This is a genomic window from Chitinophaga sancti, from assembly GCF_034087045.1.
Lineage (GTDB): Bacteria > Bacteroidota > Bacteroidia > Chitinophagales > Chitinophagaceae > Chitinophaga > Chitinophaga sancti_B.
This window is the reverse complement of the sequence record NZ_CP139247.1, coordinates 2,342,532-2,359,285: the sequence shown is the minus strand read 5'-3', so window position 1 is coordinate 2,359,285 and position 16,754 is coordinate 2,342,532. Positions and strand designations below refer to the sequence as shown.

17 protein-coding genes are annotated in these 16,754 nt (G+C 44.9%); 10 read left to right on the top strand and 7 right to left on the bottom strand.

The window, feature by feature from the left end:
• The first annotated feature begins 31 nt into the window (after positions 1-31).
• From SIO70_RS09980 to SIO70_RS09955, 6 genes are all read left to right on the top strand, one after another.
• Complete coding sequence (locus tag SIO70_RS09980; RefSeq protein WP_320580724.1) at positions 32-463, top strand: cytochrome c; 432 nt, start codon at positions 32-34, stop codon at positions 461-463.
• Positions 464-511: 48 nt separating this feature from the next.
• A complete protein-coding gene (locus SIO70_RS09975; protein WP_320580723.1) occupies positions 512-1,327 on the top strand; it encodes an ATP/GTP-binding protein in 816 nt (271 codons plus the stop codon).
• 80 nt (positions 1,328-1,407) lie between these two features.
• The gene (locus SIO70_RS09970; RefSeq protein WP_320580722.1) at positions 1,408-2,937 is read left to right on the top strand and encodes a TROVE domain-containing protein; all 1,530 of its coding nucleotides are present in this window, start codon (positions 1,408-1,410) and stop codon (positions 2,935-2,937) included.
• Positions 2,938-3,229: 292 nt separating this feature from the next.
• On the top strand, positions 3,230-3,424 hold the full coding sequence (locus SIO70_RS09965; protein ID WP_320580721.1) for a hypothetical protein: 195 nt from the start codon (positions 3,230-3,232) through the stop codon (positions 3,422-3,424).
• 129 nt (positions 3,425-3,553) lie between these two features.
• Positions 3,554-3,748, top strand: coding sequence for a hypothetical protein (locus SIO70_RS09960; RefSeq protein ID WP_083730230.1), 195 nt, complete (start codon positions 3,554-3,556; stop codon positions 3,746-3,748).
• A 9-nt stretch (positions 3,749-3,757) separates the two neighbouring features.
• Entirely contained in the window at positions 3,758-4,390 is a 633-nt protein-coding gene (locus SIO70_RS09955) for a hypothetical protein (protein WP_320580720.1), read from the top strand.
• Between the two features lie 155 nt (positions 4,391-4,545).
• Here SIO70_RS09955 and SIO70_RS09950 read toward each other — a convergent pair whose 3' ends face one another.
• Both SIO70_RS09950 and SIO70_RS09945 read right to left on the bottom strand, forming a co-directional pair.
• Entirely contained in the window at positions 4,546-5,286 is a 741-nt protein-coding gene (locus tag SIO70_RS09950) for an SDR family oxidoreductase (RefSeq protein WP_320580719.1), read from the bottom strand.
• A 98-nt stretch (positions 5,287-5,384) separates the two neighbouring features.
• A complete protein-coding gene (locus tag SIO70_RS09945) occupies positions 5,385-6,008 on the bottom strand; it encodes a hypothetical protein (RefSeq protein WP_320580718.1) in 624 nt (207 codons plus the stop codon).
• Between the two features lie 96 nt (positions 6,009-6,104).
• Here SIO70_RS09945 and SIO70_RS09940 point away from each other — a divergent pair, with 96 nt between their 5' ends.
• Positions 6,105-6,398 (top strand): helix-turn-helix transcriptional regulator, encoded by a 294-nt coding sequence (locus tag SIO70_RS09940; protein ID WP_320580717.1) that lies wholly within the window; start codon positions 6,105-6,107, stop codon positions 6,396-6,398.
• A 38-nt stretch (positions 6,399-6,436) separates the two neighbouring features.
• Here SIO70_RS09940 and SIO70_RS09935 read toward each other — a convergent pair whose 3' ends face one another.
• Together SIO70_RS09935 and SIO70_RS09930 are read right to left on the bottom strand one after the other, a co-directional pair.
• Complete coding sequence (locus tag SIO70_RS09935) at positions 6,437-8,641, bottom strand: GH92 family glycosyl hydrolase (RefSeq protein WP_320580716.1); 2,205 nt, start codon at positions 8,639-8,641, stop codon at positions 6,437-6,439.
• 98 nt (positions 8,642-8,739) lie between these two features.
• Positions 8,740-8,907: a hypothetical protein gene (locus tag SIO70_RS09930; protein WP_320580715.1), complete on the bottom strand. Its 168-nt coding sequence runs from the start codon at positions 8,905-8,907 to the stop codon at positions 8,740-8,742.
• A gap of 40 nt (positions 8,908-8,947) precedes the next feature.
• On the opposite strand from SIO70_RS09930, the gene SIO70_RS09925 reads away from it, so the two are divergent.
• Complete coding sequence (locus SIO70_RS09925) at positions 8,948-9,745, top strand: hypothetical protein (RefSeq protein ID WP_320580714.1); 798 nt, start codon at positions 8,948-8,950, stop codon at positions 9,743-9,745.
• Between the two features lie 184 nt (positions 9,746-9,929).
• Here the strand turns inward: SIO70_RS09925 and SIO70_RS09920 are convergent, their stop codons facing one another.
• Positions 9,930-12,188 carry a glycoside hydrolase family 78 protein gene (locus SIO70_RS09920; protein ID WP_320580713.1) on the bottom strand — a complete coding sequence of 753 codons (2,259 nt, stop codon included), beginning with the start codon at positions 12,186-12,188 and terminating at the stop codon, positions 9,930-9,932.
• Between the two features lie 21 nt (positions 12,189-12,209).
• Positions 12,210-14,243, bottom strand: a complete 2,034-nt coding sequence (locus SIO70_RS09915; protein WP_320580712.1) for a beta-L-arabinofuranosidase domain-containing protein — start codon at positions 14,241-14,243, stop codon at positions 12,210-12,212.
• A 175-nt stretch (positions 14,244-14,418) separates the two neighbouring features.
• Between SIO70_RS09915 and SIO70_RS09910 the strand changes: the two genes are divergently transcribed.
• Entirely contained in the window at positions 14,419-15,165 is a 747-nt protein-coding gene (locus SIO70_RS09910) for an ABC transporter ATP-binding protein (RefSeq protein ID WP_320580711.1), read from the top strand.
• Between the two features lie 99 nt (positions 15,166-15,264).
• Positions 15,265-16,005 (top strand): ABC transporter permease, encoded by a 741-nt coding sequence (locus tag SIO70_RS09905; protein WP_320580710.1) that lies wholly within the window; start codon positions 15,265-15,267, stop codon positions 16,003-16,005.
• Here SIO70_RS09905 and SIO70_RS09900 read toward each other — a convergent pair.
• Complete coding sequence (locus tag SIO70_RS09900) at positions 15,977-16,684, bottom strand: HAD family hydrolase (RefSeq protein WP_320580709.1); 708 nt, start codon at positions 16,682-16,684, stop codon at positions 15,977-15,979. The two genes, SIO70_RS09905 and SIO70_RS09900, sit on opposite strands and share 29 nt — an antisense overlap.
• Positions 16,685-16,754 lie beyond the last annotated feature (70 nt).

Here is a 16,754-nt window from a genome sequence, read left to right as displayed (position 1 = left end):
TTCGGTTATGAAACGTTGAAATGTTGACCTTATGAAAAGCGTAGCAGGCCTTCTTATAGCTGTACTAATATGCATCTCCTCTTTTACATCGGCTCCTCCGGGAAACGAGGTATATAAGAAGTATTGCGCAGGCTGCCATGGTGGCCAACTACAGGGCGGTGCAGCTACCGCACTGATCAAAACTACATGGAAATTCGGAAATGACAGGGCATCTATTCTGCATACCATCCGAACCGGCATTCCTAAAACTGAAATGATCAAATGGCAGGGAGTGATCCCAGACGCTGATATTCAGGCGGTAACGGACTATATCCTCAAGGCACAACATTCTCCACAGATCGTCAAAAAAGAGAAAAAGCCCTTACTGGTCAAAACAAAGTTGTATTCGCTACGCATCCAGGAGTTGATCACAAAAGGAATCACCGATCCCTATGGTATTGAATTTGTCAATGATCACCAATAGTCCGGATGCACTGTTACGAATTACGCCACGTTAATAAATAACATAATTATGAAAACAACCTTTATTGCAATCGCGATCATCTTTACGCATGTATCATTATTCGCCCAGCACTCACTGGAAAAGTTATGGCAGACGGATACCCTGCTTACTACCCCGGAGTCTGCCCTGCTGGCACCCAATGGACAGTTCTTATACGTTTCCAGCATGGGTACTAAACAGGAAGGCAGCGGCTATATCAGTAAGGTAGGACCGGATGGTAAGATCATTACCAAAGAATGGGTCAGGGGCTTGAATGCCAACAAAGGCATGGGATTGTATAAAGGTCATCTGTATGTGGCGGAGCTGACAGCTGTAGCCGAAATTGATGTCAAAACCGGTACCATCGTACGCAGGATACCTATCGAAGGCGCAAAGATGCTGAACGACATTACCATAGATGCCAAAGGTGTGGTGTATGTAAGTGATTCCAGAGCCAACAAAATTCACAGAATTGAAGATGGACAACCATCTGTGTACCTCGAAAACATGGATAATGCAAATGGGTTATTGGCAGTTGGGTCCATGCTCTATGCATTAACTAATGGTAAGCTGGTGCAAATAGATGCGCAGAAAAACCCGACCATCATTGCAGAAGGACTGGAAGGCAGTACAGATGGAATTGTACAGGTAAAAGAAAATGAATTTGTAATAAGTGGCTGGCAGGGTATTATCTATTATGTAAAGACAGACGGTTCCAAACAGGTATTGCTGGATACGCGGGAGCAAAAAAGTAATACTGCTGATATATGGTATAATGCAGCGACACAAACATTATATGTACCTACCTTTTTTAAAAATACGATTGTAGCCTATAAATTAAAATAAAACTTTTTTTGAGTGCGCAAAAAAACTGCGCACTTACGTCCAACCTTTGTATTGTTATCACAAACGAAAATAAAACCGTCATGAGATTCAATACATCAAAGAAGGACGTATCCTCCACTGTTAACTACGAAGGTGCAAAGGCTTACACCCTTACACCAGAGCTGGAACTGTATAGTGCTGTTGTTACAGCTTCTTTCCATGACCAGTTTTATGAAGGAAGTGAAAACCGGCTGGTGCGCATACGTAAGCTGATCAAACAAAATGATCCTCAGTTCGTAGCCCGCCTGGCTATATATGCCCGTGAAAAAATGTACCTGCGTAGTATTCCGCTGGCACTGGCTGTAGAGCTGGCAAAGGTGCACACTGGAAATGCACTGGTGAGTAATATGGTGAACAGAGTAGTACAGCGCGCAGATGAAATTACTGAGCTGCTGGCATGCTATGCCCTGTCAAATAAACGACAGGAGACTAAAAAGTTACATCGCCTGAGCAAACAGATACAAAAGGGGCTCTCGATGGCATTCAACAAATTTGATGAATATCAATTTGCAAAATATAACCGCGCAGCGACAGTGACATTAAAAGATGCCCTGTTTATTGTTCATCCAAAACCAAAGGATGATGATCAGCAGTTACTGTTCGATAAAATTGCGCAGGATGAACTGCAGGTACCCTATACCTGGGAGACGACCCTGACTGCTACCGGTCAGGTAAAGTATTCCGACGCTGGCGATAGGCAAAAGGCCTTTCGCTATGCGTGGGAACAATTGATCGACGCTAACATGATGGGGTATATGGCAATGATGCGTAACCTGCGTAATCTATTGCAGGCAGATGTGGATGACAGGATTATTAAAAAGGTCTGTGCACATCTGACTGATGAAAAAGCAGTGTTGCATTCAAAGCAATTGCCTTTTAGATTTTTGTCGGCCTACCGTGAATTGAAACAGGTAAAACATAAAAGAACAAAGGATGTGCTGGAAGCGCTGGAAACAGCGATACAGATTTCGGTACAGCACCTGAAAGGATTTGATGATGATACGCGTATCGTGATTGCCTGTGATGTATCTGGTTCTATGCAGACAGCCTTATCAGCGCGTAGTGTGGTGAAATACTATGATATTGGATTATTGTTAGGTATGTTGCTACAGTATAAATGCGAAAATGTGATGACGGGTATGTTTGGAGATAAGTGGAAGGTGGTTGACCTTCCTAAGAAGAATGTACTGGCAAATGTGGATGCGTTTTACAGGAGAGAAGGTGAGGTGGGTTATAGCACGAATGGTTATAAAGTATTGGCTGATCTGATAAAGAGTAAACATGTAGCGGATAAGGTAATGATGTTTACAGATTGCCAGATGTGGGATAGTACGACGAATAATAAGCATGATCAGAATACACTGGCAGCACAGTGGCAGCTGTATAAAAACATGGTTCCACATGCGAAGTTGTATTTGTTTGATTTGGCTGGATTAGGTAAGACACCGGTGAGTGTGGGAGAGAATGATGTGTTTTTGATAAGTGGGTGGAGTGATAAGGTGTTTGAGATAATAGCGGCGATAGAGAGAGGACAGGATGCGGTGGAGCATATAAAAGCGTTGGCATTCTAGTTTGTTTATACCCTGAGATTCATTCATAGTTAAACCTCAAAAAATAGTAAAGCGAAGGTGTCGTTATAACGGGTTACTTCATTCTCTAAAATTGAAACAAAAAGCCCTTATTCTTTTTACCCTTTTGGCTTTCTAAAAGCTCGTCTTTGGACGGGCTTTTTTATTTTGAAAATGGGGCGATCGAAACGATAAAAACCAATACAGTGGCTGTTTTTATTTGGTTTTTAGGGTTTAAATTATTTATCTTTGAAGGGTTAATCATTCAATTTTTCACGTTTAAAAACTAAAAATTATGTACGGTGGATACGCAGAATACCAAAGGCATATGGAAATGCTGAGAAAAGCACGGGAACGGGTAAAGAACGATCCGGAATATCGGAAAGAATTAATTGAAGAATTAGGATTGGAAGAACTTTTTAGCCAAATGACCGAGGAACACTGGGAAATAGCAGATAGAAGATATGGTGTATCAGACAAAAAATCTTAAACTAGACATATGAATAATTCAAGTATCATTTATTCATCTGACCAGGGGCTTTTATTGGGTTTCCATGGAGGTGATCAATCCATTGAAGGATCAAATCATTTATTTTTTCACGTTTAAAAATGTAAAATTATGTATGGTGGTTATGCAGAACACGAAAGATATATGGAAATAATGAGAAAGGCACGGGAACGGGTAAAGAACGATCCGGAATACAGGCAGCAAGTTATTGACAAATTAGGGTTGGAAAAACTTTTTAGCCAAATGACTGAGGAACACTGGGAAATAGCAGATAGAAGATATGGTGTATCAGACAAAAAATCTTAAACTAGACATATGAATAATTCAAGTATTATTTATTCATCTGACCAGGGTCTTTTATTGGGTTTCCATGGATGTGATCAGTCCATCAGGGACCAAATCATTTTGGGTCAGATTAGGATGAAAGCCAGCCATAATGGCTATGACTGGCTTGGATCAGGAATGTATTTTTGGCAAAATAATTATGCAAGAGCGATAGACTTTGCTAAAAATCCACCTGGTAAGAGTAAAATAGAAAATCCAGCTGTACTGGGAGCGGCTTTAAGCCTTGGGAATTGTCTTGATCTCACTGACAAATTGCATATCGATAAAATCAGGGAATCATATCACTTTTTAAAAGACACATTCAGTAAGACAAATACTCCATTGCCTAAAAACAGGCCTGCCCCTGGGTCTCATAATCCCAAGGACAAAGTTTTACGGGAATTAGATTATAGTGTCATTGAGGCCTTACATAAGGAAACGATGGAAATGGGAGAAATCCCCTTCGACACAGTCCGCTGCGTCTTCATAGAAGGCAATCCCATCTACGAAGACTCCGGCTTCTACGACCAAACCCATATCCAGGTCTGCGTCCGAAATCCAAACTGTATCAAAGGCTTCTTCCTCCCAAGACTCGAAGACCCGGAATGGTATAAAGCGGCATAAATTAACCACCACTTATGCGTGAAAAATTTAACCCCTAATGAATTTTAATCCATCCCCCCACTATTCCTCAACAAATACAACCCAATCAGAAACGAATCCATCCCCTCGCCGATCCCGAAATGAGCCCTACTTCATTTTTCACCCCGTCACTTTAACTACGCCATCCCTCCATTTGCTCCTATGTTCTGCCCACTGATCCACTTCGCATCATCACTCACCAAAAAAGCCACCACCTTCGCAATATCCTCCGGCTCACCAATCCTGTTAAACGCTGACAATGCCGCCAACCTCTCCAACGCCTCAGGCGTCTTCCCATTCAGAAACAACTCTGTATTAGTAGGACCAGGAGATACCACATTCACATTAATCCCCCTTGCCCCTACCTCTTTCGCAAATACACGTGTCATCTGCTCCACCGCTCCTTTGGTAGCTACATAAGGCCCATAAGTAGGCAATAATAAACGGGTAGTAGTAGAAGAGAAGTTGATAATAGTCCCATTATCAGCGAGCCTTGTAGCAGCTTCGCGCATGGTATTGAAAGTACCTTTTACATTGATAGCAAATTGCCTGTCAAATTCTTCGTCAGTCGTATCTTTGATTAATTTATACAACAGGATCCCTGCATTATTCACCAGCACATCCATTCTTCCATATTGTGCTATTACGGTGTCGAACATTCTTTTTACTTCGTCAGATTTACTTACATCCGCCTGTATGGCCATTGAAGTTCCGCCCTGCTCCTGTATAGCCGCCACGGTCTTGTCTGCCGCCTCTTTATTGCCAGCGTAGTTGATCACGACTGTCGCGCCTTCTGCCGCCAGTTTCAGCGCTATGGCCGCGCCAATACCTCTTGATGCACCTGTTACTAAAATAATTTTCCCTGTGAGCGTTTTCATATATCCTTTGTTTTGTGTTTGATAAAACAAAGGTCATACTTTATGCGCACAGAAAAATTACACATATCAAAGGAAGAGATGTAAAATTCTAAGAAGGGTTATCGCAGCACCCCCTGTTCGGTCACCATTTCAAATACTTCGTCCAACTTACCATTGAACCATTCCTGCTCTTCTTCTGTAAATGCACGACAATATTGCATTTCACCCTGCAGAGAACGGAGCTTCTCATCTATAGGGCGGTGACTGTAAAAAGCAGATTTACCGGCCTTCAGTTTATCCAGCCACTGTTTAACAGTGGCTGTTTTACTGACCGTTTTCATAACCGATTCCTCAAAATCGAAGCGAAGCACTTCACAAATGCCAGGCTGCAACAAGAGAGCATACTCGTCAGTATTTAATTGTAATATATCATACCCGTCTGGTTGTAACACCATGGGTTTCTGACCTTTAATAAGAAGCTCCATCTGTCCGCTTACTACCTGCTGAACAACAGTTCGGGGCGATTCTTCTGCTACCACTACCAATACGGGTTGCTTAATAAAGTATACCAGGTGTACCATGGCGAATCCATCTATGTTCCGCTCCTGTAAGAGTACATTTACATAGTTGGATTTGTACAAATAGGGTTTGGCAAACCGGTTAACATGCTTGAAATAAGGTAGAGAGAGAACGTCTTTAACTCTGAAATTTTCTACGGGGTTTACAGCTAATCTAAAATACATGGGTTAAGGTTTAACTGATCTATAGTAAAGTTCTTCCAATCTGCTGAATTGATACAACAGTATGATAAAATCGCATTTTTCCGATACCTTTGTAGTATGGAACACGTGGAAGTATTCAAAGCATTATCCAACAAGGCAAGGCTTCAGATATTACAATGGCTGAAGGACCCGGCAAATAATTTTCCGGCAGAAGGATGCTGCGAAAATGGCGTATGTGTAGGACAAATCCAGCTTAAAATGGGGGTTACACAATCCACTGCCTCTGAGTATTTATCGCTCTTACAGCGAACAGGACTGCTGACCGTGACCAGGCAGGGGCAGTGGACATATTACAAAAGAAATGAAGATGCTATTAAAGAATTGGGAAAACTGATTCTGGAAGATCTATAAACAATATAGCCATCCTTTCAGGATGGCTATATTGTCACCTATTCTCCTGATTTATAATCAATTGAAGAAGGAGGCAATGCCTGTTCCTCACTTCCCCACTGCTTATTTGGCGCAGCACCCATATCCAGCTCCAATACCCCGCCTTTTAACACCTCCTGGTGCGTAAACCAGGGCTTATTCAGCGCTTTGCCATCCAGTTTTGCACTTTGAATGTACTTGTTCTCTCCTGAACCCTTAGGTGCATTGATCGTGAATACCTTACCATTTTCCAACTGTATCGTTACCTGCGTAAATACCGGACTACCAATATTATACTGAGGAATACCCGGGGTTACAGGACAGAATCCCATCATGGAAAACACCACAAAGGCTGTCATACCACCGCCATCTTCATCTCCCGGAATACCAAACAGGTTGTCTGTATACCAGGTATCCATTAGCATGCGGATGCGTTTCTGTGTCTTCCAGGGCGCTCCCAGGTAATTGTACAGGTAAGGGATGTGGAAACTAGGCTCATTGCCCATCACAAACTGTCCAACCAGCCCAGTTGCATCCGGGAAGGTATACCACAACTGGTACTTGCTTCTGCCCAGTCCTTCACGGAATAGCTGGTCCAGGTTAGCTTCGGCTGCCTTACGGCCGCCCATCAGACCAAATAATCCTGCCAGGTCATGCTTTACATCCCAATTGTAGGTATACGCATTGTTTTCTGTGAAATAATCACGACCACCCTGACCACCTGAGAATTTAGGGTCAAATGGTTCGATCCAGCTGCCGGCGGAATCTTTGGGCCACATAAAGCCTTTATCTGCCCGGAATACGTTTTTATAGTTAGCTGCCCGCTTTAAAAACAACGGTACATCTTCTTTTTTACCTGCCGGTATAGCCAGTTGAGCGATACACCAGTCATCAAAGCTATTCTCCAATGTCACGGCCACAGATTGTCTGCGCTCAAAACCATGTACTTCACTCACCCACTCTTTCTCTCCCGGTCTGAGGGCAGGCATATAGCCATGTGTATTGTAAAATGCATCCAGCTCTGTACCCGGGCCATTTCTCCACGGCAGCAGGGTTGCCTCCAAAGCATTCTTTTTTAGTCCTTCATATGCCTTGGCTACATCAAAATTATGTACGCCTTTGAACCAGGCATCCGCCATCCACGCGGCGGCATGATTGCCCGTCATACAAGGCATATCGCCGGTTACGACTGCGAACGAAGGCATCCAGCCACTCTGCTCATACATCTGGATATAAGAACTGATCTTATCTGCTTCTGTAGAAGGGTGTAAAAGGGTCTGTAATGGTTCTAATGCGATATAGGTATCCCATAGCCAGTTATCCGCGTAAAAGGGCTTATCTGAGGTATGTACCTGGTGATCGTATGCACTGTAATACTTACCGTACTCGTTGATATTGATCATTCGCTCGTAAGTACGGTACAGAGAGGTATAGAATACCCGTTTTTGTGCAGGCGTACCACCTTTTACATTGATCTGGCCTAATACTTTATCCCAGGCTTTAAATGCCTTATCTTTTACTGCATCAAAGTTCCAGTCAGGGATCTCCTTTTGCAGGTTAATTTTTGCCTGTTCGATGCTCACAAAAGAAACACCATATTTTACTGCTGTTGCTGCCGGCACTTCTGCCAGCAATATCTTTTGACCTTCTTTATCTAAAGTTTGTACACCTGCGATCGGTGTGCTCAGCTCTGCATAAAAGTAAGCTGCCATGCCGTGGAATTGTTCTGTACCGGTGATCACCTGTTTGCCGGTTGCTTCGATTGTGCCTTTACCATTCAAAGGCTGAAAACGGAGATAGTGCTTCTCCTTTCCCTGAAAGTGAAAACGGAAATATCCGCTACGTGCTGCAGGCGTAAATTCTACCTGGTCCGCATCGTCGAGGAAAGTACTGTAATAGTAAGGCGTAGTACGCTCCCTGTCCCATACCCTGGGTGCAAAATAATCGTCGCCTGATATAGGCATCATACCAAAAAGGCTTTCCTGCCTGTGCGACGCAATGGTGAGTGGGAAATCATGAATGCGGTCATCCAGCTGATCTTTGCGGATGGGAAATACCCTCACCATACTATTAGGCAGGTGAACGGTAGGGCGGGTGGGTTCCAGTATGATGCCCACACCGCCGATTGTGGGATCTACATAGTTGACATTGCTGGTTGTACTCTGTCCCCTTGCGAATGGGGAGGCAAATAATGCCATACCCAGTAGCAGCCTGTTTAGTTGCATATCTTACTTTTTTTTGAGAGGACTAAAAATATAAAAAAAATCCTGTCACCCTCATTAAATGAGGACAACCGGAAAAAGGAAACCGGCAAGCTATATTCTTAGTCTTTCAGGTGCAGGTATGCCTTCACCTTGTTATAATTTTTCCAGTCCATAGCTGAACGTGCTACTGTACCACGCGGGAGCAATAAATACCACCGGATTGGTAAAAGTAGCCTTGCAAACTGGGCTGGTTTGATCCTCAGAAAATATTCGTAGTATCGTAGCATGAGAATGCTAGGGATATTACTGCTTATTAATCTGCCTGTTATGGCACAAACACCCCAGGTGTTAGGAAAAGTAAAATCGGATAAATTAGACGAGGCCTCAGGTCTGGCAGCCAGTGCTACCCTACCGGGATACTTCTGGACACACAATGACAGTGGCGGGAAGAATGAAGTATACCTGCTCAATAGCAAGGGGAAGCTGGTCAGCAGCGTGAAACTGAAAGGGGCCGTGAACAGGGATTGGGAAGATATTGCAGACAATATAGGTCCCGGCGGCAAACACTATGTATATGTTGGAGATATCGGCAATAACCACGCGGTGAACATAGATATGCAGATCTACAGGTTTCCGGATTTTTTGACCGTACCGGGTGATAAAACATCTGTGCATGCAGATGTGCTCTTTATCAGGTACCCTGATGGTGCCAGAGATGCAGAGTCACTGATGATTGATCCGATTGGAAAATGTATGTATGTTGTAAGCAAAAGAGAGAAACAGGTGAGCCTCTATAAGGTACCAGCACAATACTTCAATTTTAAAGATCAGCAACAGGTGACGCTGGAAAAGGTACTGACCTTACCCTACACCTGGATTACAGCCGGCGATATCTCGCAGAATGGAGAACACATCGTTATCAAAGATGAATCACATATTTATTACTGGCGGCGTAAAGGGAATGAGGCTATCGAAATGACGATGGCCCGGCCGGCGACCTTATTGCCATACGTGCGTGAAAAACAAGGAGAAGCGGTAACGATTAGCGTGGATAATAAGGGGTATGTGACGATCAGTGAGGGTAAGAAACCGGATCTGTTTTTCTATTCACATATATTTAAATGAGAGCGTATCAAAAATAAATAAACCTCTTCAGAAGTGCTTAAAGGACTACCTATCTCCATTAGGTAGCCGAATTAAACGAGGCCGACTAAAAAGGGTCCCCCCCCTCGGGTAGGTGATGGAGACGAAATGGCTTTTACGCAATTCTCAGCGCCTTCATTTTACTTTTTAGTCAGCCCTGTTTTTTTTATATAGTTAGCTTATGTTTCCCCGGTTGTAAAAGTTGATCTTTCTTACCTTGTAATTTTAATGTCGCGGTTGTATTTGCGGGTACTTCCACTTCCAATATTACCTGTTTTCCCTCCCGCTTCCAGGAAGAGACAATCTTACCATAGCGGCATTGATAATCAGCCTTTGCAAAAGTGAGCTGAGACACAAATGAAGGTTGAATAAAGAAATGCTTAAACCCGGGCGCTGTTTCATCCGGACGGATACCCGCCAATGTTTTGTAGAACCATGCACAATAGTCTCCAAAAAAGATATGATTATGTGATAATTCCCCCGGCCAGTCTTCAAACAGGGAAGTGGCACCGTTTGCAATCCAGTGTGCCCAACCTGCATAACCTGTATCTGTCAGCATTTTCATAGCCAGTTCTACATGTCCGTTATCACTGAGTGAAGGCAGCACATATTTGGTACCTAATACGCCGAAATCAGCATGATAATGGTTGTCTGTGATCTTCTTTGCCAGTTGATCGACTGTTTTAGTCAACGCAGGTTTGGGCACCAGTTCGTGGTATACAGTGGTACTGAGAGCTGTAGCGGTGGTCACATTGTACTGCATGGTCTGCGCATTATAATACTCTTTGTTGAAAGCAGCACTGATCTTTTCTGCCAGTGCAGTATATGCAGTCACATCCTCGTCTTTACCTAATATACGTGCCATTTTAGACACTAACACCGCGTCGGTGTAATAACAGGCTGTAGATGTAAATGGCACGGGTGTTTCTACCAATGACATCCAGTCGCCCAGGCCCATTTTGAAGATATGGTTCTGCGCTTCGCTGGTGAGCAGGTCGGTGTATTTTTTGATCGCATCGTAGTTCTCTCGTACCGCAGCGGTGTCACCTTCATAGAGGTATAAATACCAGGTGATGATGGGCAGTGCACTACCCCATGCAGGACCAAAGGTAAAGTCCTTGCGGTCATAGCCCCAGCCATTGGAAGGAACAATACCCGGAATAGACCCATCCGGTGTCTGCGCATCCCGGATGTCATTCAGCCACTTGCGGTAACCCGGTGCGGATTTGTAATTCCACAGACCGATTTCTGCGGAGATATGCGCATCTGCTGTCCAGCCGTTTTTTTCCCGCTGTGGACAGTCGGTAGGAATACTGAGGAAATTGCTTCTGTAAGATTGACGGGCTGCTTCGTACAGCTTATTGATCATAGGATCAGAGCTGGTGAAATGACCGGCTTCTTCAAAATCTGTGCTGTAGAATAAGCCTTCGATAGAGTTCTTATCAAGTTTCGCATCAGTTTTTACTGATACATACTGAAAGCCATGATAGGTGAATTGCGGTGTGAAAGTTTCGATACCTCCGTTCCCTTTTAAGATATACACATCCGTCTGGAAAGGCAGTTCACCCGGCCAGCTACGCATGTGTTCTGTGTTATGAGCAAGGTCTATTTTCCCATCTTTCAATACTTCTCTGTAAGATAGGGTCACTTTTGTACCTGCTGTACCTTTTACTTTTAAGGTCACAACGCCAGCAAAATTCTGGCCCATATCAAAAAGATATTCATCCTTATCTACCTGCTTTACACTTACAGGTTTGATACGCCTGATGATCTTAATAGAAGGCATTTCCTGTGGTACCAGTACACCACCGGGAGAATGGGTTTCAAGGGCGGTCTGCCAGCTGGCATCATTGTATCCCAGCTTGTTCCAGCCAGGTAGTTCTGCACGGGCATCGTAGATTTCGCCGGTGTACAGGTTGTTGTACTGGCTAGGTCCGGTGGTGCACTTCCAGCTGCGATCCGTAACGATGGTTTCTTTACTACCATCTTTGTAGGTGAACAGGATGTTGATGAGCATGCGGGGTGTATTGCGCCACGGTGCTTTGTGAAATTCCCATACTGCATGGGATTGTACATTGTACCAGCCATTTCCCAGTTCTGCTGCTACGACGTTGTCGCCATTAGCCAACAGGGAGGTAATGTCGTAGGTGTTGTACAGCAATCTTTTGTCATAGCGGGTATAGCCCTGTTCCAGCACTGCATCGGTGACAGGTTTTCCGTTTACATACAACACATGATACCCTACACCGGATACATAAGCTACTGCACTTTGCAATGGCTTACCCGTGTGAAAGACTTTCCTGAAAAAAGGTGCTTTCGTGATAGTGGTATCTGTGGTATTCGTGATCCAGCTACCTGACCAGTTGACCTGTGCATACAGGAAACCGGGCAGGCAACATAGCAGGCAAAATAAAAGACGTTGCAAGGTTTCTGTTTTTTTTGTGATTTATGGTACTACAGGGAAAGCTACGATGCGCACTTTGGTACAACCATAAGGCACAAGCGTGATATCCTGTACTGTATTATCTACTTTTCCTTTGTAAATACCTTCCCTGTCGGTAGGTGGCTGAAAGGCCACGCCATTCAGTTCTTTCCAGGAAGGGATGGATTTGGCAGGTACGGTGATGGTGACAGGGGCATGTGCCAGGTTCCATACGAACTGGTCGTCTACCTGTTTTACCACAGCTGCTTTAAAATGAGCAGCAGGTTTATCCACATTGTCCCTGATCAGCGCATAGTTCCATTTGTCCGTAGCATATACACTGAAGTATTCGCCTTCTACTTCGTCCGTCGCTTTCTCCCATCTTTCATTCAGTTTCAGGGCGTATACCAGCGGACCTCTTTCTATGGCGCGGGAATGACGGCCCCATACTGTAGTTGTAATATCCATTGGTAATTGCAATACCAGTTTGTCGTTGTTTTTCCAGCTACGGTTGATGGTGATTACCTGGTTGCCGGTGTCCTTGCGGAGTGGCTGTCCATTCAGGAGAATGTTAGCTTCTTTACACCATGCAGGTATGCGTAACTGTAATGGGAAGCTGGCTGCTTTTTTCAATGAGAGCGTGAAGCTGATTTCATCATTGAAAGGATAGGTAGTGGCTTCGTGAATGGTCACTTCTGTTTGCGCTGTGCCAACTTTGGTGGTCAGGTCATTTGGTGCATAAGACAGGGCGGCAATGCCTTTGTCTGGTGTGCTGTACCAGAGTTGAGCAGTGAACTTTGTCCAGCCCTGATGCATATTTGCCAGGCAACAGGTATAGCCGCTTCTGGGACCGAGTACGTTACACATTTCTCTGCTGAAAGGCAGGGAGAAATCGAATACGCCTTTGCTGATCTGTACCTGATTGGCTACCTGAAAATATTGTTTGTTGTTATAGTCATCCGTTGTCTGCGTAGGCAGGGCGTTGAAGGCCATTTTTTCCAATGCATCCATGTAGTGGACGTCGCCGGTGATGGAGATGATGTTTTCCATTGAGTACATGGCTTCTACGATAGCACAGAGCTCAATACCCTGGGTAGGTTCATTACCATTCAGATCTTCATCGCCGCTGAAGATGCCCATGGGCAGACCATGAACGGTCATGAGGTCATGCCAGCCGGTGCGTAGTGCCTGTAAATCCTGCGGATCACCGGTACGCTGATAGCTGATAGCGGGCGATTTCAGGGCCATGGCTACGTTCACACCGTGACGGTTCATCCAGTTGCCCATGTGGGCATAAGTGGTGGTGCTGATCACCCATTCATGGCCACCCATCCAGCGGGTCCAGGGAAAAGATTGCTGTTCGATCTTGTCTGCCAGTAGTAAGAGGGAGGGATCTTTGGTAATGCTGTAGAGCCATTGGGCCATCATTACATTATCCGCACCTCTGGAAGCTGCCCAGTCGGTCCATTTGCCGATGGGGGCAATGTCGAGGGCTTTCTGCTGGTACCGAAAGTATTTAGTCATGAAGGTGATGAAACGCTGATCGCCGGTGGCGGAGTAGTATTGTTGCAATACTTTAAGCATGACCATTTTGGGCCACCAGTCATCGCCGTCGGTTGCGTTGGCAACTTCTACGCTGGTGTGTTTTTCTCTTTCAACACCTGTGAGGGGGCCGAAGTAGCCACTGGGGCGCTGGTGGTCGAGGGTCCAGTTGACGTAGCGGAGCACTTTTTCTTTTAATGCTTTATCATCGAGGAGGTAAGCGAGAGGGAGGGCGCCGTCAAGCCAGTAGGGAGTTTCTTCCCAGCCGTCGCCTTTGCCGCCGAGCCAGCCGTTGTCGTTTTTTAGTTTAGCATAGTATTCGTCCAGGTGGCCAGTGGAGCCGTCCCGCATGATGAGGAGCTGGTGGCGGAGCCAACCGGCAGGCTTGATGCTACCAAGAGGTAGGGTGCTGTACACGGGGGGCTGATAGGAGGCCGCGTGTGGAGAGATGTGGGCCCTTGCCGGGAGTATGGATAATACAGCAAGGGTACAACCCGCGAGGAAATTGATTTTCATTCGTTGAGACTTGAGTATGATAATAACGTGAGAGGGTAAGGTAGAAAAATAAGCGGTAAAAATATAATGTTTACCGAAGTTATACCCATTTTCACCGGCAATATTAGCAGTATTACCCTCTCTTCTATTGTGCTTTTACCGGAAGAATAGCAAATTTGTTTAATAATTCACTCTCATGGAAAACAGTATCCTCACCGTATCCGGGCTTAATGTCAGGTATGGTTCCCTGCACGCCGTACAGGATGTTTCGTTCGATGTAAAGGCAGGAGAAATCTTTGGGCTGCTCGGCCCGAATGGGGCCGGGAAAACCAGTACACTCAGCGCTATTGAAGGTTTACTTCGCCCACAATCCGGGCAGGTCCATATAGCCGGTTACGATATACGACAGCAGCCGCTGCTTGCAAAAGCTAATATGGGAGTACAACTGCAAAGCACCAGTTTTCAACCGGAGCTGACGGTGGCGGAGATAGTTAATTTGTATGCAGGATTATATGGGGTGGAACCACAGTTGGAAAAGCTGGGAGAAATACCTCCCCATAAGAAAATGTCTGAATTGTCAGGTGGACAGCAACAAAGGGTCAGCTTGCTTATTACTACTATTCACAATCCTAAACTGGTGTTGCTGGATGAACCTACTACGGGGTTGGATCCACAATCGAGGAGAAACCTGTGGGAGAAGATTGAGGCTATCAGGGAAAACGGGAATGGGGTGGTGTTGACTACGCATAGTATGGAGGAGGCGGAAGCGGTGTGTGATAGGTTGGCGATTATTGATCATGGAAGGGTGTTGACGATTGATACGCCAGAGGGGTTGATTGAGAAATATAGGGATGATCCGGAAGTGGTGAGTGTGTCAAGGAAAGGGAAGATTACACTCGAAGATGTATTTATTACCCTGACCGGACGGGCGGTTAGATTTTAGAAATATTCCAAAAGGGTTTGACTATAACTCTGCTTCAGCAACACCTTTTAGGGGCATGGCCTGCGGCCGGCTTTTAATTGAAATAAAATATTCTTTTATATGCTACCTTCTTCTACTAATGCTTTCAAAGCTTTATTCAAAGCAGACCTCCTTATTCAATGGCGTAACCGCAGGGCAGTTTTCATGGTCCTGCTGATCCCTGTATTTATCCTTTTCAGCTGGAAAAATGCAATTGCCAAAATCGGCCCTTACTTTGTATTAAGTACCTGCCTCACTTTAGGTTTGATCTCCATTGGCCTCATGGGCTACTCAGCCACCATAACCCGCGACAGGGACAAAGGCGTGTTCCAGCGACTACGGGTTGCCCCTTTTAACCCAGCATTGATTATGGCCAGCAAGTTGATGGTGCAGCTCATGATGATCTTTGTGTTAACGATCCTCATTTTCGTGAGTGGATATTATCTTGATGGCATCACGATTTCTACTCAGGGTTATGTGATCACCTTCTTTACCGTTTTGATAGGTGGGGCCGTTTACCTGAGTCTCGGCCAACTGATCACGGGGCTTATCACCAATCCTGAGACAGTGAATGGCGCCACCAGGATGATCTACTTTGTGTTTATCATGGTAGGTATGCTGGGAGAACTGGGTACCCTGGGCGATAAATTTAAAACGGTGTCCATCTGGTCGCCTTATGGAACAGTGAAGTCAATCATCAGTACAGGCATGCAACCAGGACACTGGGATACGACTAGTACCCAGGCGCTGGCCTTCTGCCTGATCTATGTGGCAATATTTGCCGGAATCGGTATCAGGAAATTTCGCTGGGCGGTGAAATAAACATTGGCAATATATCCAGTATCTGTTCCACCTGCCTGAAGTTAGGGCTGTCTATATGCACATCTATATGTTCATGCGCCCAGGTAGTGTGAAAAGGAATATGGATAGCATGACCACCTAAATCCAGTACCGGCAGTACATCCGACTTCAGACTATTGCCTATCATCAGGAATTGTTCCGGCTGGATGTCCAGGTGTTTCAATAACTTCTTATAGTCCTTCGGTTGCTTTTCGGACATTACTTCTACATGGTGGAAGTAATGATCCAGGCCGGAGTTTTTCAGTTTCCGTTCCTGGTCCAGCAGGTCTCCCTTGGTAGCTACTACCAGCCGATAATCAACCTTTAGTGATTGCAATACTTCTTCCACACCATCCAGTACTACGATAGGGCGTGCCAATAATGCCTTGCCATAGGTGATGATCTTGTCAACAGCAGTGATGTCGATGGTATTATTGCTTACAGTAAGAGCTGTCTCAATCATGGAAAGCATGAATCCTTTGATACCATACCCATAAAGGGTGAGATTTTTGATTTCTGTGTGCAACAGCTCCCTGGCTACAGTGTGCTGGGGCAGGTAGGCTTCCATTAGTTGGCAGAACTCGTTCTCTGTTTCACGGAAATAGGGTTCATTGACCCAGAGAGTATCGTCTGCATCGAATGCGATTACTTTTATACTCATAAGTTAACAACGGGTTACAATACTAAAATAATTCTTTTTGATGGAGAATCGGGTGCAGTGAAGAGATTGC

Bases quoted from the DNA above. Each gene is read 5' to 3' on its own strand.
- SIO70_RS09980 (WP_320580724.1), top strand. From the start codon at position 32: ATGAAAAGCGTAGCAGGCCTTCTTATAGCTGTACTAATATGCATCTCC.
- SIO70_RS09975 (WP_320580723.1), top strand. From the start codon at position 512: ATGAAAACAACCTTTATTGCAATCGCGATCATCTTTACGCATGTATCA.
- SIO70_RS09970 (WP_320580722.1), top strand. From the start codon at position 1,408: ATGAGATTCAATACATCAAAGAAGGACGTATCCTCCACTGTTAACTAC.
- SIO70_RS09965 (WP_320580721.1), top strand. From the start codon at position 3,230: ATGTACGGTGGATACGCAGAATACCAAAGGCATATGGAAATGCTGAGA.
- SIO70_RS09960 (WP_083730230.1), top strand. From the start codon at position 3,554: ATGTATGGTGGTTATGCAGAACACGAAAGATATATGGAAATAATGAGA.
- SIO70_RS09955 (WP_320580720.1), top strand. From the start codon at position 3,758: ATGAATAATTCAAGTATTATTTATTCATCTGACCAGGGTCTTTTATTG.
- SIO70_RS09950 (WP_320580719.1), bottom strand. From the start codon at position 5,286: ATGAAAACGCTCACAGGGAAAATTATTTTAGTAACAGGTGCATCAAGA.
- SIO70_RS09945 (WP_320580718.1), bottom strand. From the start codon at position 6,008: ATGTATTTTAGATTAGCTGTAAACCCCGTAGAAAATTTCAGAGTTAAA.
- SIO70_RS09940 (WP_320580717.1), top strand. From the start codon at position 6,105: ATGGAACACGTGGAAGTATTCAAAGCATTATCCAACAAGGCAAGGCTT.
- SIO70_RS09935 (WP_320580716.1), bottom strand. From the start codon at position 8,641: ATGCAACTAAACAGGCTGCTACTGGGTATGGCATTATTTGCCTCCCCA.
- SIO70_RS09930 (WP_320580715.1), bottom strand. From the start codon at position 8,907: ATGCTACGATACTACGAATATTTTCTGAGGATCAAACCAGCCCAGTTT.
- SIO70_RS09925 (WP_320580714.1), top strand. From the start codon at position 8,948: ATGGCACAAACACCCCAGGTGTTAGGAAAAGTAAAATCGGATAAATTA.
- SIO70_RS09915 (WP_320580712.1), bottom strand. From the start codon at position 14,243: ATGAAAATCAATTTCCTCGCGGGTTGTACCCTTGCTGTATTATCCATA.
- SIO70_RS09910 (WP_320580711.1), top strand. From the start codon at position 14,419: ATGGAAAACAGTATCCTCACCGTATCCGGGCTTAATGTCAGGTATGGT.
- SIO70_RS09905 (WP_320580710.1), top strand. From the start codon at position 15,265: ATGCTACCTTCTTCTACTAATGCTTTCAAAGCTTTATTCAAAGCAGAC.
- SIO70_RS09900 (WP_320580709.1), bottom strand. From the start codon at position 16,684: ATGAGTATAAAAGTAATCGCATTCGATGCAGACGATACTCTCTGGGTC.